A 17,814-nucleotide genomic window follows, 5' to 3' on the forward strand; every position below is an offset into this window, starting at 1 on the left:
CTCGAAGGTATGGCTCGTATCCGACAGGTACAGCGCGACAGCGTCAGCCTTGAACTCGGGCGAGTAGACCTTCATCACCATAAAAGATGCCTCCTACCCAGCCCCTACCGGGGCCGGGATCAGAGGTGTCCACCACTCGGGGACAGGTCCCCTTGTGTCCGGGTTCGCGTCATGCCAGGCCGAGGGCGGTACGAGGCCGCAAGTGGTTTCGGGTGGTGTGGCGGAGGGCGGCTGCGATGTTGGTGTGGCCGTCCTGACGGCGGACGCCGATGGCGAGGTTGCGCAGGCCGGCCGTGTCGAAAGGTCCCGGGCATCAGTTACTGGCTGTCCGGCTGATCGGTCCACTGAGTGCCGCCTATCGGGTACGCGTACACGGGACGGCCCTGGCTGCCGCTGGTGCGGAAGGGTTTTCCGTGGTCGTCGATCCGTATCGTTCCCTGACGGCCGCCGCTGGACCACTGCAGTTCCACGTACCAGCTCACATCGTGAGCGGTGACATTACCGGTGATGTACAGCACCTCGGGATCGGACTGACTGACCTTGTAGGGAAAACCGCGCTGGCCGGCCTTCGGCACGATGACGGGGCGAACGGCGTCGAGGTCCGTGTCGAAGGACCTCGTCTCCACGCCTGCGCCGCAGCCCGCCCACCCCCGGTATTCGTTCCAGGCCGGGGGCGCGCTCGAGCTGACCACACGGACGTACATGGACTCGATGACGACGGTTTCATCCCCGGTGCCCTGGACGGTCAAAGCCACCCGCTGCGTGTCTGCGGCAATGGCGCCGTTCGCCTTCACCCAGCCCGGCTCGTCCTGCTCCACCGGTGGCGGCGGGGGGACTTTGCCGGGAGGCAGGTTGATCAGGTACCAGCCGCCGCACTGGTTTTCCGACGTATGAGCGCGGGTGGTCACCGTCAGCGGGACCTCATCGCCGCCCTGGGCACCGCCCGGGGCAGCGTTGCGCGACGACCTCTTGGCGTCGGGTGCCGTGGGGGCCGCGGCGCGGCTCGGACGTGCGGAGGGGGACACGGGCGCGGACGTCGGCGGGTGCGTCGCAGGGGAGTCGGACGGCCGCTGTCCGGAGGAGGCCACGGTGCCGACCGGCCGACCCCTCTCCGCCGCGTCCGTCCCCCCTCCCTTCAGAATCACCATGATCACAATGGACACGGCGACCGCGGCGGCGGTGCCCGCCGCGAGCAGGCCCCACCGCTTACGGGCGGCCCGTGTACGCGCCGACGGCGCGTCCGCGAGGACGACCGTCTCCGGCGACGATTCCGCGACGAACACCGCAGGCTCTGCGAGCACGGGCGGAGGCGGGGCGTCCGGCGCCGTCTTCGGCTGGACTCTGCCCGTGCTCGCCTGCGCCGAATGCGGCTCCGGCGCCGAGCTGGACGGGGCCGGGGCGGCTCCGTCCGGCTCGGCCGGCTCCGCATCCGCCGCCCGCCGCGCACGTTCCCGTACCGCGTCCGCCAGGACCCAGCGCCGGTGCAGTTCGCTCAGTTCCTCGGGAGTCGCCTTGCACACCCGGGCGAACCGGGCGACGGCAGCGTTGTCGGCCGGCACCCCTTCCCCCTTGCAGTACCGGTGCAGCGTCGAGGTGCTCATGTGCGCCTGCTTCGCCAGAGCCTCGTAACTCAGCCCGGACCGCTCCTTCAACTCGCGCAGCAGTGCGGCGAAATCAGCTGTCTCTTCCGCTGCCCCCACCAGTCCTCCATCCCGTTCGGTATCCCACGATCGCCACGTTCCTCCAGGCCAGAGCCGGTGCGGACATCCCAGCATTCCGAAAATCCCGGTGGAATGGCGGATGGGACGCCGCACGGTACAAGCTCGGGCCATCCAAGCACGGCACCTTGCCGGACACGGTGACCGATCCCGCCCAACTCGCTTTCAGGAGCCAGCACTTCCGTGCCCACGCGCACACCGCACACCCACGCCGCGCCCAGGCTGATTTTTGGGTCGGCCCCCTCCCGGGGCCAGGACCTCACCCCGGTACCCAGGAAGGCAAAAGGCCGGCATGGCACCAGCCCGAGTCGCACCCGCCGCGAGGCGCGACAGAAACCCTGGCGGCTGGCAGGGTCTTCCACTCGGGTCACGGGGCGCAGAGAACTCCATGATCTTGGAAGCCCGTGCCTGTCCCGTTCCCAGGGCACCACCGAGCCGGTAGATCGCCAGGAACCGGGCGTCACGCGACTGCGCCGAAGCCCTGTGTTCCGACCCGCCAGTATTGCGCCTTGGATCAGGTGCATCACGCAGGAGGAAGAATGACGCGCAGAAAACCGTATGCACTCTTTCGGGCGAAAAGGAGATTCTCGGGGGTTTTATCGCTCTTCGTGCTGGCTCTCTCGGTGGCACTGATGCTCGCCGGGTCCGCACTGCCCCGTGTCGGGCATGAAGCCGTCGCGGCGGACGCCCCAGGGTGCTCGGCTCACGCCACGTCCTTCGACACCTCACCGACGTACCCTGAGGGCGCTGCCGGCCTGCGGATCGGTTGCGCCCGGGAGGCAGGCAGCCTCCGCCAGTTGGCGAGTCGTGACGACGACCTGGTGGCAGCCATAGATTTCTATCCCGGGGAGCGGCCGGAGCTGCTGCGTCAGGAGATGCAGAAACTGGTCGCCACCGTCCACGGGGACCAGGCGAACGGGCTTTCGCTCAGTGAATCTTTCACGCTGCATATAGAAAAGAACAGCGTGGGATATTACCAGCAGCAAGATGACGGTGTCGACTACAACGGCAGCATACAGATCGTCGGTGACAGCCTGGTCATCGTGGTGCCGGCCGGCGAATTCGGCGCCACGGATTTTTGGGAAGGTTTCTGGAAGAAACTCGTCGTGGGTGCGGCTGTTACTGCGACCCTCGTCGCGTCGGGGGCCCTGTGCCTGCTCTTGTTCCCTGCCGGTCCTTTCGCCGGACCGGTCTGCGGTGCCGTGGCGGGGGGCCTGTCGGGGGGCGTCGGCGAGCTGGTGAGTGCCGCTCTGGACCACAAGCCGATCGACTCGGAGGTCTGGGGCGGCGTGGTGGCCACCGCGATCTTTGGTGCGGTCGCCGGTGGCTTGGGCGTCCATTTCATGCAGCTCACAGCTGCCAGTACAACCACCTTGATCGCCAATGTTCAAGCCACGCTGCGCACCTGGGCGTCGAAGCTCGGATCCTGGGGGAACCCGCTCGGCGCTCTGGCGAACCTGCTCACCGAGCACGTCGCCAACATCATCCACGCAACTGTCCAGCGGCTCGCGCGGGGGAGGCTCGGGGCCAGCAATGTGGGCCTGCGGGTCATGGCGCTGGGTGACTCGATCACGTACGGCACGGCCAGCTCGAACGGATCCGGGTACAGGTCGGCGCTGTACGGCCACCTGACCCAGCACGGCGGGTCGGTGGAATTCGTCGGCTCGCAGCGCTCGGGACCGGCGCCCGCCGCGAGCGAGGGGCATCCCGGCTGGCTGATCGGGGACATCGCCGGCATCGTGGACTCCGCCCTGGCGACGTACCGGCCCGACGTGGTGCTCTTGCACATCGGCACCAACGACATGAGCAACAACGTCGATCCGCACGGCGCACCGGCCAGGCTCGACAGCCTGATCGACCAGATCCTGCGGTACGACCCGGATGTGACGGTGCTGGTCTCGACCATCGTGCCGGCCGCATTTCCTGACACTGCGGCTCGGATCGCCAGGTACAACGCGGCGATCCCGGGCGTCGTGGAGGCCCGGCGGGCGGCCGGCCAGCACGTCTGGCTGGTCGACATGGACGCGGTCACCACTGCCAATCTGGCCGATGGCCTGCACCCCAACGACCGCGGCTACCAGAAGATGGCAGGAGCGTTCTACGACGGACTCGTGACGGTGGCCCAGGCGGGCTGGATCGAAGGACCCGACAGCGGCGGTACCCCGGCCGGGGGCCCTGTCAAGGGATGGTTCTCACAGGGCACCATCGCGTCGGGGACTTTCAGCGGAGGTGCCGGCGCCGCTGTGTACGCCGACATCAACGGCGACGGCAAGGCCGATTACCTGCAGGTCAACGACGACAGCTCGGTCAAGGCATGGATCAACGGCGGCCCCAACCCCAAGGACCCGGCCGATGCCCGCAGCGAGTGGCTGTGGTGGCCGCAGGGAACCATCGCCGGCGGCGTCGGCGCACCAGGCAGCAGCATCCGCTTCGCCGACATCAACGGCGACGACAAGGCCGATTACCTGCAGGTCAACGACGACAGCTCGGTCAAGGCGTGGATCAACGGCGGCCCCAACCCCAAGGACCCGGCCGATGCCCGCAGCGAGTGGCTGTGGTGGCCGCAGGGAACCATCGCCAGCGGCGTCGGCGCACCAGGCAGCAGCATCCGCTTCGCCGACATCAACGGCGACGACAAGGCCGACTACCTGCAGGTCAACGACAACAGTTCGGTCAAGGCGTGGATCAACGGCGGCCCCAACCCCAAGGACCCGGTCGGAGCCAGCAGCGGGTGGCTGTGGTGGCCGCAGGGAACCATCGCCGGCGGCGTCGGCGCACCAGGCGCTCAAGTTCGCTTCGCCCCGCTCTACGGGAGAGCATCCGCCGACTACGTCCTCATGGGCAGCACGGACGACGGCAGCGCCGTGCAGGTATGGGAGAACGGTGGCCCCAAGCCCAATGAGCCCATCGGCAGTGACTGGTACTGGTACCCGGGCGGATATGTCGCCAGCGGCGTCGGCGTCGACGGAAGGCGTATCCAGTTCGCCGACCTCAACGACGACGGCCGGGCCGACTACCTCGATGTCGACCCCCAGAACGGCGCCACCCGGGCCTGGATCAACATCGGCTGAGGGCACCGCGGACACCGGAGCCGCCCTGCGCCTCCTTACCCGGCAGCACTGATCCACCAGCGGCGCCGGGCAACCAGGGGCACGTCGTTCTCGCGGTTGCGTGCGGGTTGACGAGGGGTCGGGCGCTTGCGGGGGTTGATGAGAGTCGCCCTGGGGTGGCATGTGGAGGCAGGCACGACCTCCGCTGATCACGGGATGTCGAGTCCCTGATCGGCACAACGGAAGACCGTGCCTGCCTGCTCGTCATCGCCCACAACGGACAACCCGCGTCTTGGCTTGTCGTTCAACCTCAATGCCGTTGGCTTAGCGATCTGTGTCGTCCCCAGCTCGGCGAGGGTGTTCTCCACCTCCCACCTCCCACCTCCCACCGCTCGCCGTGGAGGACGGCCGACTCGACGGCCGGCGCTGTATCGGGGTCCATGAGGGTGGTGCTGAGCCGGTAGCGTTCGGCCTGGTCACGGCCGGGGATGTCGAGGCTGTACTCGATCACCCGGACCCGGATGTCCTGAGGCGGCCGGACGCTGCGTCCCCGCCCGCCGCGGACGGTCGACATCCATGAACCGTCGGGGAGAACCTCCTCGACCGGCAGTTTCCAGAGACCGGGGACCCGTCACAACAGGTCCGCGCCGGCGGCAGCCAGGTGCTGCCGCACATGGGCTCCGGGCAGGCCGCGGTCGGCCAGGACCGGCATGTCCGGCCGGAGCGAGCCGGCAAGCCGTTCGGCCAGGACCCGTTCCCTGACCCGGCAGGAGCCGACCGCGGCGTCGCAGAGCACATGGGTTCCGGACTCGACCAGGACCATGCCCCGGGCCGGCGGATATCCGGTGGGTCCCTCACCAGACGTGGTCCGAGGACGGCCCAGCCCCGCCTCGTTGGCCTCCGTGTGGGCGGCCTGCAGCGTCGTCCCGTCCAAAGCCGTCAGCCGCGAGCCCCGCCAGAACGCCCCGGGCGTCCGCCCGTCGGCCATCGCTGCGTCGGCATGAAGCAGCAGCTCACGCAGCACCTCCACCCCGAGGTTCTGGTGAGCACGGAAGACTGCCGCCTTGTCCGGGACCCGCCAGGCACCTCACCCGTCCTCGCGCCGCACCGCCTCGGCCGGCATCCGTGACACCTCCCGGTACGGCTCGCCGGAGAACAACGCCCGCCCGGACACGAAATACACCGTCAGCCTCGGCGGCAGCAGCCGGACCCGCACCTCACCCGTCCGGGACTTCGCCGGCGCCGCGTCCACCAGCTCGGGCGGAAACACCTCGGTCAGATCCCCCGACTCGATAGATGTGCGTCTGCGGGCTCGCGAAAGGCAGGCACGTGCGACGATCGTGGGGTGGGGACACCCGACTCTTCGTTCCGTAGGCGCCTGCTGATCGATTCGCTGACCGTGTTGGCGGCTGATGTCCAGACCCAGGTTGCCTGGCTGGTCAGGCATGGCGTGATGGCGGACGAGATCGCCCTGGACTTCGATCACGCCGTTCGTATGGCCGACGGCCTGGTGGAGGATGAGCAACTCGATCGTGGTGTCCTGCCGGACCTTCGCGAGATCGACGCCGTCCTCACCGCGATGGGCGAGGCGGACAACGCGGATCAATGGAGGAGCAAAGCGCTGTCTGCTGATGAGGGGTGGGGCCGGGCCCGGCAACTGGCCCGCCGGGTCCTCGTTGCAGAGCTGGGTGATTGGCAGCGGCCGCTGCCGGAGATCACGATCATCCGGTAGAGGGCACGAACACTTCTCGCCGGTCAGGCCACTTGGACGTCCCCTTCGCCCACGGCGAGCCGGTTCCTGGGCCGATAGGTGAGGCCGGCCGTTGTCGGGGGCAGCGTCGGTCCCGGCGGCCCAGGCGCTTATTCGCGGCCGGGGACGCACCGCGGGCTCGTTGCCCCGGGCCGATGCGGGTCCGGACGCGGGTGAGGGGGTGAGGCCATGACCGGCATCAGGGGAGAAGCAGGCAGCAGGCATTGATCCGTCCGCCCTGGCGTTCGGACAGGATGCCATGGTCCAGGTCCGGCTCGGCCGGACCGCGGGATCCCGGAGTTTCGGATCGGCGGGTGCGGCCCTTGGCTATCTCCTGGGGCGGCCCTGGTGCAGGTGAAGGACGTCGGAGCGAGCAGCTGCCCTCAGCCAGACAGGACCGGTCTTGTCGGCCAGGCGCCGGGACACACGGACGGTGCTCGGTGCGTGGCCTGTCGGCATGGGAGCGCCCGTGACCCGATCCGGCCCGGCCGGGGTGGGGTGTGTTTACGGTTGTGTGTCGTCGATGCGTTCGAGGAGGGTCCGTGCTTCGACGGTGCGGCGGTGGTCGGGGCCGAAGGAGGTCACGCAGGCGTCGTGGGCGGCTGCGGCCCGGCGACGGGCTTCGGGATGGCGGTGCAACCCGAACAGGGCCGTGGCAAGGGCCAGTTCGGCGGCGCCGGTGTCCGGGTGGCGTTGGTGCTCGGGCAGCGCGCGGTACAGCTTGTCGGCGTGCTGGGCCTCGGTGAGGGCGTCTTCGTGGCGGCCTTGGCCGTTGAGACTGCGGGCCAGGCCGAGCCGCAGAACCAGGGACATCCGGTCACGTGCATGATGGGCGGCCAGGGCCTGGCGGGCGAGTGTCTCTGCCTCCTGGTGGCGCTCCTGCGCATTGAGGGCGAAGACCAGCCCATTGCGTGCGGCCATGGCCAGGAGTGACATGTCCGGGCCGGTACCGCGGTCCGCGGCCTCGGCGACGGCGGCGCATTCCGCCTCGCACTCGGCGTACCGGCCGAGCGAGATCATCTGCTGGGCACGGTCCGAGCGCAGCTTCAGGGTCAGCCAGTGATCTGCTCCGAATATCCGGCTGAAGGCAGACAGCGCTTCGTCGTAGGTGGCGAGTGCGTCGGCGTGGCGGCCCTGGGCGCCCGTCGCCAGCGCGGCGATGTTCAGTGCGACGGCTGTGTACTGGTCGTCGCGTGGCCGCGATCGGGCCACGGCGCGGGCTTCGGTCTCCGCCTCGGCATAACGCCCGGCCTCGTAGAGGGCCTTGGCCTCGGTCACAGGCGTTGCGGTCGTTGGCTGGGCGTTGCTTCGGCCGCGCGGCCGGAAGAATTTCATGATCAGAGCATACGGATGCTGTGCGGGTTGTCCGGCGGACAGGCAGGGAGACGGCCGGCAGCATGTGTGCCCCGGCGGCAGCCGGGGCAGAGCCGGCACACACGGCAGCGTGATGACCGGCCATCATCCGACAACCGGCAGACCGCGATCCCGGCGCCGACCGCTGTACCGGTGTTCCTGCCGACGTCAGTTGCATGGGATGCGTATGGGCGACACTTGCCCTGGACCTGGCCGGACACTGCACAGATGCGGTCCCGGCAGGGCCGTCGGCCTCGGAGCCACGCGAGCAGGATGGGGAAGAGCCGGCCCAGGTCTCCGGCTACGGCGACGGCGCGGGCCTCGCCCGGTGCGGGGCGTTCGGCGTATGCGGGCGTGCCGGGGCGGCTGCGTTCCCAGGGCGTCATCAGCCGGCGCACATCACGACGCCTCCGGACGGACCGCGGCCGGAGCGCCCGGCGCCGGGGCGTCGTGGACGCTGCTGGGCGCGCAGGGAGTCGGCCTCCGCCTCGGCGCGGCGGGCTTGCTCCCCCTCCTCGGCGGCGGTGGTGAGGCTGTACGGGCCGAGCCACTGCATGACATGGGCGCTGCGCGACAGCGAGCCGTGAAGTCGGCCGGCATCACCAGCACCGGGTGCGGGCGGGCGGTGAACAGACGCGCTGTGTACCACCAGGCGCCACGGCCGCGCGCCGGTCTCGGCGGTGCGGGCCTGCTGTTCGTGGCGGGCCGCGGTGCTGCGGTGGTCGGCGGCGGAGGCGGTCAGGAAGCGCGGCAGGGTGTTTCACGAGCGATCACCCATGAAACGCGACCCTGCGGATCGGATGCGGCTGAGAGGCTGCCGAGATGTCGACCCCTCAGGGGATCTCGGCCCTGGGAATCACGCAGCGCTACGGGTCACCTGGCCCGAGCTGCAAGAGAACAGGGCCGTCAAGCGTGACGGTGGACGTCGTGACGGAAGCGGTGCGGCGAGACCTGCGGCCACGTGACCCGCTCAGTCGGTTTCGGATGTCTGCCGGGGGCGGACGGAGTGGACCTTGTGCCAGTGCTCGGCCGAGCGGACCAGGTCGTCGATGACGTGGCGGAGAAACTGGCTCGTGTTCTCCGGTCGGGCACCGGCAGGCGGTTCCCGGAGAGAGGGCGACGGTGCGCTGCCCCCAGTCGTGTGGCGTCGTGTCGCATCCGTACCGGGCCCTCCGGCCGGCAGCACGGGCCGGAGGGCTTCTCGCGAGCAACCCACGGCCGCGAGGCGCGCCGAAGGCTGTGGTGCCGGGGCGGCTCAGGCGGTGGCGGGGGTGTACTCGGCTCCGCCGACCCAGACCCGTCGGACGGCACGGGTTGCAGTGATGTCGGCGAGGGGGTCGCCGTCGATCAGGACGAGATCGGCGCGGTTCCCGACGCGGATGGCGCCGCGGTCGCGCAGGCCGAACGCCTGGGCGGGAAGACTCGTCGCGGCCCGCAGGGCCTCCCGGTCGGTGAGCCCCGCGCGGACCAGCAGCTCCAGCTCGTGGTGCAGGCTGGTGCCGAACGGCGGCTGTACCGGAATCCCCGGCGTGAGGTTCGCGTCCGTGCCCGCCAGGATCCGTGCTCCCGCACGGCGCAGCGCGGCGACGCTGCCCTCGGCGGCCGCGTAGTCCATGCCGGGGATCCCGAGCTTCCCGAAGCCCTCCATCATGGTCAGGGTGGGTACCGCGACGGTGCCGGTCGAGGCGTACCGCTCGGCCACCGCGGCCGGCAGGGCGCTGTCCATCGGTACGTGGTGGATCATGTCGACACCCGCGTCAAGCGCCCGTACGACCATGGCCGTGGTGGTCGCGTGGGCCATGACGAGCTTGCCTGCGGAGTGCGCGGCCGTCGTCACGGCCTTGACGGTCTCCGGCGAGAGGCCCGGCTCATCGATGATGATCTTGATGTAGTCGGAGCCTTCGGCGATCCGGGAGCGGACGAACTGAGCGGCCTGTTCGGGGCCGTTCAGTACCGCATCCGCGGGGAAGGTCGGGATGCGGCTCTGCGGGCTTCCGGGCGCCACCGCCGGCGCGCCCGCGCTGCGGATGTCGGTCAGGCCGGGCAGCCCCCGCAGCGCATCGGCGAGCGAGGGCGGGAAGGACGCCATGTCGAGGCCGGTGGTCACGCCGGAACCGGCCAGCGCATGCAGGGTGCTGACGTCCCGCAGGTGGAGGTGCGCGTCGGTCAGCCCCGGAAGCAGCACCGCGCCCCCGCAGTCGATCCGGCGCGCACCGAGCGGGCTGAGGCCGATCCGTCCGTTGTCGATGACCACGGTGCGCGGAGTGGTCACCTGGTCGCCGTCGAAGACCCTGACGTTCGTCAGTGCGATCTTGTCGAGCGGAACGGTGTGTTCCTCCGCATGTGCGGAGGCGGGCGCGGCCAGTGCCGACACCCCCGCGGCGGCGATGCCGGCCGCCGCGGCCGTCTTGATGAAGTCGCGCCGGTTCGTGTGGTTGATGCACATGGTGGTGTCCTTCTGCCGGGCGGGTGAGGAAAGTGCAGTGTTCGTGCCTCGGCCTCCGTGGAGGACCGGCTTTCTGGTCTGCCGTCGGCGCGGTGGTCCAAGGAGGCGTGACTGCCGCGGGGGCGTCCCGAGTCGTACGGGTGCGGGCGGACAGCTTCGGACGGCGGCGCCGGTGGGCGCGCCGGGCGGCACCGGATCGGAAGGGGTCGGTGCCGCGAAGACGGACCGACCGTAGCTGCTATATGCGATAACAACAACCCTCCGGCATCACCTCGTTCACCGGCTGCCGCTCCGTCAGGTCACGCGCCGGAGCCCGGCCCCGAGCAGGCATCGGCACAGGCCCGTGACGGCTTCCGACATCACATCCGGTCGCCTGCGGCATGACTGCGAAGGGACCGGCTCACCGCCGTTCCCGCGACCGTGCCGCAGTGCGTCCGTGACGCGCCTCCCGGTGTGCCGCCCGCTATCGGCGCCCCTTCCGGGCGGAAACCCTCCGCGGCACCGTGTGCCCGAGGTGAGGACGCACGGTCACCGACAAAGGCTTCGACGCCCCGCACCGTGGTGGGCGCGGTATCAGGGCGACGGCAGGGTGATCAGAGCTTCAGGAGCCGCTCGGCGTTCCCGGCAGCGATCTTCCGGCGGTCGGGGGAGGACAGTCTGGCGCCGCGCAGGAACCCGACTGCCTGCTCGCTCTTCTCGAAGGGGTAGTCGATGGCGAACAGCACGTTGTCGATGCCCACCGACTTGATGGCGGCCTGCAGCATGGTGTCGTCCATCACGCCCGAGGTGGTGATCGCGATGTTCTGCCGGAGGTACTCGGAGGGCTTCTTCTTCAGGGGCACCTTGGTGTTGATGTTCTTGATCTGCACGTCGAGACGGGGGGCGTGGTACGGCAGGAACTCGCCCATGTGGCCCACGATGAGCCGGGCCCCCGGGAAGTCGTCGAAGACGCCGCCGAGGATGACCCGCAGGGCGTGCCCGCCGGTCTCCGCCGCCCAGCTGTAGAGGGGGCCGACCAGCTCGGGACGGTCCTTCAGCAGTCCCCATGTGCCGGCCGCTGCCGGGGTGGGGTGGAGGTAGAGGGCGGCACCCAGTTCCTCCAGCGCGGCCCACACGGGCCGGAACTGCGGCTCGTCCAGGTACTGACCGTTGGTGTGGCCGTTGACCAGGAACCCGGCCATCCTCAGGTCGAGCATGGCGCGCCTGGCCTCGCGCACGGCCGCCTGCGGGTCCTGGAGGGGCAGCGCCGCCAGGCCGCCGAAGCGGGTGGGGTGAGCGTCGATGACGGCGGCCAGGGCGTCGTTGGCGACCTGCGCGTCCCGCACGGCGATGGCCGTGTCCGGCTGCATCTGCACGCCGGGCGGAGTGAGGGAGAGCACCTGCATGGCGACGCCGTTGGCGTCCATGTCGGCGAGCCGGTACTCGGTGACGTCCGGGAGGCGCTTGAACCACTCCGCGGTCACCTCGGGCTTGAAGGGGATCGCGCCGTTCAGCGCCGTGCCCTGGGTGAGGAGACCCGGCAGGATGATGGCTTCCTCGATGGCGATGATCCGCAGCTCGCCGTGCGGGTCGGGCCTGCCGCCGTGGGCCTGGGCGACGCCGGGTGTCATCAGGGTGGACGCGCCGGCGAGTGCGGCCGTACCCGCCGCGGTGTTCAGGACCTGTCGTCTGGTCCATCGGTCAGCGCTCATAGGTGCTGCCTTCCTTTCGGGAGAGAGTGCCGCCCGACAGGGCGTGTCACTGGTGCGGGAAGCAGGTGTCGTGCCCTGCGGCGGCGTGTGGTGGGGAGGGCCGGCGACCCGGAACCGGACGGTGGTCCAACGGCACCGCCGAGGCAGTGGGGGCATGGACGCCGATGCCGTTCCGGGCCGTCGGTCTCGCTTTTCCGGCAGGTGCGGGTCCGCCCCGGCCGCGAGGCGGGTGCCTCGGACAGGGCGCGGCCGGCGCGGGGCCTGCTGGTCGGCGCGCACGGGCGCCGGTCGACGGTGCTGTGGAGCACCCGCGTCGACAGGGAGAGGTGGTCTTCTTCGGCAGGGCCTACGGAGACGCTCAGGAGCTGCCGAGTGCCGCCCTGTCGCGCATGCCGGCGGTGCCGGTCAGGGTGTCGACGAGGGTGAGGGGGTCCTCGGGGGCCTCGTCGCCGAGCCAGGCCACCACCTGGTCCGGGCGGACCAGGGCGAGGCGGGCGCCCAGCAGCCGGACGTGGGCGGCGGCCACCGGCTCCGGCAGACGTACCACGGTGAGCGGAACGCCCCGCAGGCGCGCGGCCTCCTCGAAGGCCGTCACCGACGCGTCCTGCCCGTGGGCGAGCAGCGTCAGGTCGGCACCGAGCAGGTCGTACAGGGAGCGGCCGTCCTCCAGGAACAGGTGGGGCAGCCGGGCCCCGGTCCACGCGGAGCCCTTGTGGCCCTCCGGTTCTGCGGTGAGGATCGGCGAAGCGGTGATGCGCAGGCCGAGGGTCAGGTCGAGGGAGTGGAACTCCGCCTTCTTGGTCTCCTGGATCCGTGCGTCCGCAGCCCGTCGGGCCCGGCCGCCCGCCTCGTCGTCCGCATCGAGATTCTCGGCGAGCAACTCGGTGGAGAGCACCCGCATGTTGGCGGTCGCCTCGCGGATGACGCGTTCCTGTACCGGGCGGCGCTCGCGCTCGTAGCTGTCGAGCATCTCCGGTCCGCCCCAGCCGGCGAGCACGGCCGCGAGCTTCCAGCCCAGGTCGACCGCGTCCCCGATGCCCGTGTTGAGCCCGTGGCCGCCGAACGGCGGGTTGAGGTGCGCGGCGTCACCGGCGAGGAAGATCCTGCCGCGGCGCATCCGGTCGACGATCTGCATCCGTGCCGTCCACGGGTCGGTGGACAGCACCTTGGCCTCCACCCGGCGGCCCGCGACGGCGTCGATGATCCGCCGCGCCTCGCGCTCCCCGGTCACCCGGTCGACACCGAAGGCGATGGCCCACCAGGTGTCCGTTCGGTCCAACGGCCCGACCAGCGCCGGGGCCGTCGGGTTGACGACCCAGTACTGCACGGCCGGCCCGTGCGCCACGTGCTCCCCCAGGCCGGGGCTCTCGAAGACCATGCCGAAGTTCGGGCGCAGGGCCTCGCCGCCCACGTAGCGGGCGTCGATCTCGTCCCGTACGACGCTGCGCGGACCGTCGCAGCCGATCACGTAGTCGGCGGTGACGACGGTGCGGCCACCGGCGCCGTCGTCGACGGTCACGGAAACCAGGTCGTCGTCCTGGCGCACACCGACGACCTTCGAGCCGAGGGCGAGCCGCCCCGGGGCCAGCTCCTCGACCGCCTCCCGCAGCACCTCCTCCAGGACGTACTGCGGCGCTTGCTGGCCGGTCTCCGGGAAGCGGGCACCCTCCGGTACCAGCCCCAGGACGCCGGTGAAACGGGACAACTCCTTGCCCGTGAGCGAGGTGCAGAACACCACGTCCTGAGACCAGGAGACGGGCAGCGGGGCGCGTTCGCGCAGCCGCTGGGCCAGTCCCCAGCGGCGCAGGTGCTCCATCGTGCGCACGTTCAGGGTCTTGCAGCGGGGCCGTGCGCGGGACACGGTGGCGCGCGGCTCGACGACCAGGCAGTCGACGCCGCGCCGGCCCAGTTCGACGGCTGCGGCCAGGCCGACCGGCCCGCCGCCGGCGATGAGGACCTGCACGTGCCGCGGGAGGTGCTTGTTGTCGGCGGAGGGCATCAGTTCTCGTTCCCGGCCTTCTGCTGTGCGGCCCAGTGCGCGCACTCCTCGGCGAACGCCAGCTGCCGCAGGTGCGTGGCGAAGCCGAGCGTGTGGTGATCGATGCAGTGCCCCGTCCCGCGGGCGACGCTCGCGTCCACGAACGGAGCGGCGGTGAAGAGGGCGGCGAACCTGGCGACGTTCTCCGTGCCGCTGCTCCACAGGGCGTCGAACTCGGCGAGCGCGTTGTGCACAGGGACGCGGACCTTGGGGGCGAGAGCGGGCAGGTGTTCCTTCGGCCAGCGCGGCGCCTGGACCAACTCCTTCACCGGTACAGGCGCGTACGAGCCGTGTGCCTGGCGCAATGCCTCCGCCCGGAAGGTGTGATCAGGGCCGAACATCACCTTGTCCCGCTCCTCGTGGGGCAGGTCCACGGTCGCGTCCGCCGGGAGGGAGCCGAGGGCCTCGGCCGCTCCGCCGCTCGGTATGACGGCGCCCATGCCGGTTGCCGAGACACCGATCAGAGGTATGTCCGGCTCGGAGGCGGCGATCATGAGAGCGATCATGCCGCCGATCGAGTGCCCGACGAGGAACACGCTGTCCGCCCCGAGGCGTTCGACGGCCTGCGCCACGGCGCCCTCGAGCAGCTCCGCGTGTCGGGTGAAGGTGTTGGCGTACGGCTCCAGAGCGGTGCTGCCCCCGTAGCCGGGGCGGTCGAAGGCCACCACCTGATAGCCGTGCGCGACGGCGACGTCCAGGAAGGATCCCTCGGCGGCACCCGCGACGTCGAAGTACTGCGCCGTGTAGGTGCCGCCGTGGAGAGCGGCGATCAGGGGCTTGCCGGTGGTTTCGGCGGGCCCTGCGGACAGTGCCGTGATCGTGTGTCCGTCGACCTCGAAGGTCAGAAGGTCGTGCTGTTTGGCCATCTGTGGCCTCCTGCCAGGAGTGGGTTCCAGCGTGTCGCACGGATGAGGGTCATCGTGCGGCGAACGGTGTTCAGCTCGGAGGTCGAGCCGGCCGCCCGGATCCGTGGGTCGGAAGACCGCGTTCCAGGTGCCGCCAGGGCTCTGCGAGACTAAGCGTCATATGTGATAACAGCAAGGTTTCCGGGTGGGCCGGATGCCGCTCCAGCACCTTCTCGGCCGGCGCGGCGCACCGGGCCGGAGCCGAGGTGAGTCCGCCGTCGACCATGCCGCTCCGATCGGTGACGAGCCCCGGCGGGGTGGGGCGGCCCGGAGAGACGTGCGCCGTCCTTCGGGTGCGTCCGTCAGTGGTGCCGCGGTGCGTAGTCCTGGGTGATCTGCTTGTACTCCAGGAAGTCCTCCACGGACGCCAGGCCGCCGAGCCGGCCCACGCCGCTGGACTTGAAGCCGCCCTCCTCGAACTCGATCGTGAGGTTCGCCCAGCTGTTGACGGAGATCAGACCGGCGTCGAGCTGCCGCGCGACCCGCATCGGACGGTCCGCGTCCCGGCTCCAGACGCAGGCGCTGAGGCCGTACTCGGTGTCGTTGGCGAGGGCGATCGCCTCCTCCTCGGTGTCGAAGACCTGAACGGTCTGCACCGGGCCGAAGGTCTCCTCCTGGACGATGGGGAGCGAGGAGTCGGTGACCGCCAGCAGGGTCGGGTGGTAGAAGGCGCCGCCGGCCAGCTCGGGGCGGGTGCTCGGACCGCCGCGGACGATCGGTTTGGCGCCGGCCGCGATGGCCGCCTCCACGGCGGCGTCGACCCGGGCGACGGACGCCTTGTCGATCAGAGGGCCGATCTGGCTCTCGGGGTCGGAGGCCGGGCCTGGGCGCACGCCCTCCAGACGCCGGGCCAGGGCGGCGGTGAACTCGTCGGCGATCTCCCTCTGGACGAGGACCCGGCTGCCCGTCATGCAGAACTGCCCGGCGAAGACGGTGCACGACGCGACTGCCGTGGCCAGGGCGGCCTCGATGTCGGCGTCGGCGAAGACCAGGTGGGGTGTCTTGCCGCCCAGTTCGAGACCCACCCGCTTGAAGCGGGCCGCGGCACCCTGGGCGATGAGCCGCCCGGTGGCGGTGCTGCCGGTGAAGCTGATCACGGGCACCTGCGGCGACTCGACCAGCAGACGGGCGACGTCGGAGCCGGACTCGACGACGACGTTCACCGTGCCGTTCGGCAGCTCGGGCACGGAGGCGAGGATCTCGCTCATCAGCGCGGCCGTCCGGGCCGCCTGCCCCGGCATCTTCACCACGGCCGTGCAGCCGGCGGCGAGCGCCGGGGCCAGCGCGCGGATGCTCAGGTAGGCGGGGGAGTTCCACGGCACGACGATGCCGGCGACGCCGACGGGCTGCCGGATCGACATGGCCTGGCGGCCCGGCTGGGTGTCCGTGACGCGGCCGTGCGGCTGCACGGCGAGCCCCGCGGCGAAGCGCAGCGCGCGCAGGATGAAGTGCGCCTCGAATCCCGCCTCGTGGCGGAGTTTGCCGTTCTCCAGGCACAGCGTGTCGATCACCTCGTCCATGCGCGTGGCGTACGCGTCGGCGAGGTGGCTGAGGGCGGTGGCCCGCACCATGGGGTCGAGACGCCAGTCGCTCTTCTCGAACGTGCGCCCGGCCGCGTCGATGGCCTGCTGCCCCACCTCCGCGTCGGCGTCCGCGTAGGTACCGATCACGTCGCCCGTGGCCGGGTCGATGCTGTCGGAGATCCGGGCGGAACCGACCCAGTCGCCGTCGATCCAGTGTCGTGCGGTGTTCTCTCGGGTCATGTCGGCGACTCCTTGCGGGGGAGGGGGAGGGGGAGGGAGAGGAGAAGGAGGGATGGAGCTGTGGGCCGAGGGCCGGGGAAGGAGCGGAGGGCGGCGGTACGCGGTGCAGGCGGGCCTCAGAGGCCGAGGAGCCGCTCGGCGTTGCCGTGGGCGATCTTCTCCCGGTCGGCCTCGCTGATCGGGGCCGTCCGCAGGAACTCGGTGGCCACCGCCATCTCCTCGAAGGGGTAGTCGGTGCCGAAGAGGATGTGGTCCGACCCCAGGGCCAGCAGCGAGCACAGCAGCGGTGGGGCCGAGCACACGCCGCTGGTCGTGATGTACAGGTTGTGGCGGATGTACTCCGAGGGGTTGCCCCGGGCCAGCTCGACGCCCTGGTGGTTGTGGAAGTCCCAGCGGGAGTCCATCCGCCACAGGACGTAGGGCAGGCCCTCGCCCATGTGGCCCAGCAGCATCTTGGCGTCGGGGAAGTCGTCGAAGACGCCGCCGAACACACACCGCAGGAAGTGGGTGGCCGTCTCCGAGCCCCAGCTCCACATCGGGCCGATGAGTTCCGGGTGCCCCTTGATGACGTGCGGGACGTCGACGCCGTTGGCCGGATGCAGATAGAGCGGCACGTCCAGACCTGCGGCGCGCTCCCACACGATCCGCAGCTCCGGGTCGTCCAGGTAGCGGCCCTGGGTGTGCGCGTTCACCAGGGCGCCGCGCATGCCCAGCTGGGAGACGGCGCGCTCCAGCTCGTCGGCGGCGGCCTTCGGGTCCTGCAGCGGCAGGGCGGCGAAACCGGCGAAGCGGTCGGGGTGGTCGGTGATCACTCCGGCGAGGAGGTCGTTCACGGCCATGGCCTGCGCGACCGCGGTGGAGGCGTCCTTCTCGGCCTGGATGCCGGGGGAGTTGAGGGACAGCACCTGGACGTCCAGACCCGCCGCGTCCATCTCGGCCAGTCGCTCGCCGGTGATGTCCAGGAGCCGCCGGGACGCCTCGCGCCACTTCTCCGGCTGGAGGATCGCGGCCGCCGAGGCTCCGTACCCCTCCAGCTCCGGTGTGACGAAGTGTTCCTCAAGACCGATGGTCCGCATCGCGACCCCTCTGCGTTTCACTTA

General features: G+C 70.6%; 14 protein-coding genes. 2 read left to right on the forward strand and 12 right to left on the reverse strand.

Features of this window, described 5'->3' with window-relative positions:
* Positions 1-317: 317 nt before the first annotated feature.
* Complete coding sequence (locus tag ACIQGV_RS35480) at positions 318-1,814, reverse strand: helix-turn-helix domain-containing protein (RefSeq protein WP_402502543.1); 1,497 nt, start codon at positions 1,812-1,814, stop codon at positions 318-320.
* Positions 1,815-2,515: 701 nt separating this feature from the next.
* On the opposite strand from ACIQGV_RS35480, the gene ACIQGV_RS35485 reads away from it, so the two are divergent.
* Positions 2,516-4,789 carry a GDSL-type esterase/lipase family protein gene (locus tag ACIQGV_RS35485; RefSeq protein ID WP_402502546.1) on the forward strand — a complete coding sequence of 758 codons (2,274 nt, stop codon included), beginning with the start codon at positions 2,516-2,518 and terminating at the stop codon, positions 4,787-4,789.
* A 188-nt stretch (positions 4,790-4,977) separates the two neighbouring features.
* On the opposite strand, the gene ACIQGV_RS35490 is transcribed toward ACIQGV_RS35485, so the two are convergent.
* From ACIQGV_RS35490 to ACIQGV_RS35500, 3 genes are all read right to left on the reverse strand, one after another.
* Positions 4,978-5,136, reverse strand: coding sequence for a hypothetical protein (locus ACIQGV_RS35490; RefSeq protein ID WP_402502548.1), 159 nt, complete (start codon positions 5,134-5,136; stop codon positions 4,978-4,980).
* A gap of 263 nt (positions 5,137-5,399) precedes the next feature.
* Entirely contained in the window at positions 5,400-5,798 is a 399-nt protein-coding gene (locus tag ACIQGV_RS35495) for a hypothetical protein (RefSeq protein WP_402502550.1), read from the reverse strand.
* Positions 5,799-5,855: 57 nt separating this feature from the next.
* On the reverse strand, positions 5,856-6,215 hold the full coding sequence (locus ACIQGV_RS35500) for a transposase domain-containing protein (protein ID WP_402502553.1): 360 nt from the start codon (positions 6,213-6,215) through the stop codon (positions 5,856-5,858).
* Between ACIQGV_RS35500 and ACIQGV_RS35505 the strand changes: the two genes are divergently transcribed.
* Positions 6,114-6,500, forward strand: a complete 387-nt coding sequence (locus ACIQGV_RS35505; RefSeq protein ID WP_402502555.1) for a hypothetical protein — start codon at positions 6,114-6,116, stop codon at positions 6,498-6,500. The genes ACIQGV_RS35500 and ACIQGV_RS35505 overlap by 102 nt on opposite strands.
* A 522-nt stretch (positions 6,501-7,022) precedes the next feature.
* Here ACIQGV_RS35505 and ACIQGV_RS35510 read toward each other — a convergent pair.
* From ACIQGV_RS35510 to ACIQGV_RS35545, 8 genes are all read right to left on the reverse strand, one after another.
* On the reverse strand, positions 7,023-7,853 hold the full coding sequence (locus ACIQGV_RS35510; protein WP_402502558.1) for a tetratricopeptide repeat protein: 831 nt from the start codon (positions 7,851-7,853) through the stop codon (positions 7,023-7,025).
* Between the two features lie 403 nt (positions 7,854-8,256).
* Positions 8,257-8,427: a hypothetical protein gene (locus tag ACIQGV_RS35515; protein WP_402502560.1), complete on the reverse strand. Its 171-nt coding sequence runs from the start codon at positions 8,425-8,427 to the stop codon at positions 8,257-8,259.
* Between the two features lie 699 nt (positions 8,428-9,126).
* A complete protein-coding gene (locus ACIQGV_RS35520) occupies positions 9,127-10,317 on the reverse strand; it encodes an amidohydrolase family protein (RefSeq protein WP_402502562.1) in 1,191 nt (396 codons plus the stop codon).
* A gap of 593 nt (positions 10,318-10,910) precedes the next feature.
* Positions 10,911-12,008: an amidohydrolase family protein gene (locus tag ACIQGV_RS35525; protein WP_402502564.1), complete on the reverse strand. Its 1,098-nt coding sequence runs from the start codon at positions 12,006-12,008 to the stop codon at positions 10,911-10,913.
* Between the two features lie 358 nt (positions 12,009-12,366).
* A complete protein-coding gene (locus ACIQGV_RS35530) occupies positions 12,367-14,007 on the reverse strand; it encodes an FAD-dependent monooxygenase (protein ID WP_402502567.1) in 1,641 nt (546 codons plus the stop codon).
* On the reverse strand, positions 14,007-14,912 hold the full coding sequence (locus ACIQGV_RS35535; RefSeq protein ID WP_402502569.1) for an alpha/beta hydrolase: 906 nt from the start codon (positions 14,910-14,912) through the stop codon (positions 14,007-14,009). Before ACIQGV_RS35535 ends, ACIQGV_RS35530 begins: the two co-directional genes overlap by 1 nt.
* A gap of 341 nt (positions 14,913-15,253) precedes the next feature.
* Positions 15,254-16,714, reverse strand: a complete 1,461-nt coding sequence (locus ACIQGV_RS35540) for an aldehyde dehydrogenase family protein (RefSeq protein ID WP_402502571.1) — start codon at positions 16,712-16,714, stop codon at positions 15,254-15,256.
* 116 nt (positions 16,715-16,830) lie between these two features.
* Positions 16,831-17,811, reverse strand: coding sequence for an amidohydrolase family protein (locus tag ACIQGV_RS35545; protein WP_402502573.1), 981 nt, complete (start codon positions 17,809-17,811; stop codon positions 16,831-16,833).
* Positions 17,812-17,814: the final 3 nt, after the last annotated feature.

Origin of the sequence: Streptomyces sp. NPDC093094 (assembly GCF_044754345.1) — a bacterium.
Classification (GTDB): domain Bacteria; phylum Actinomycetota; class Actinomycetes; order Streptomycetales; family Streptomycetaceae; genus Streptomyces.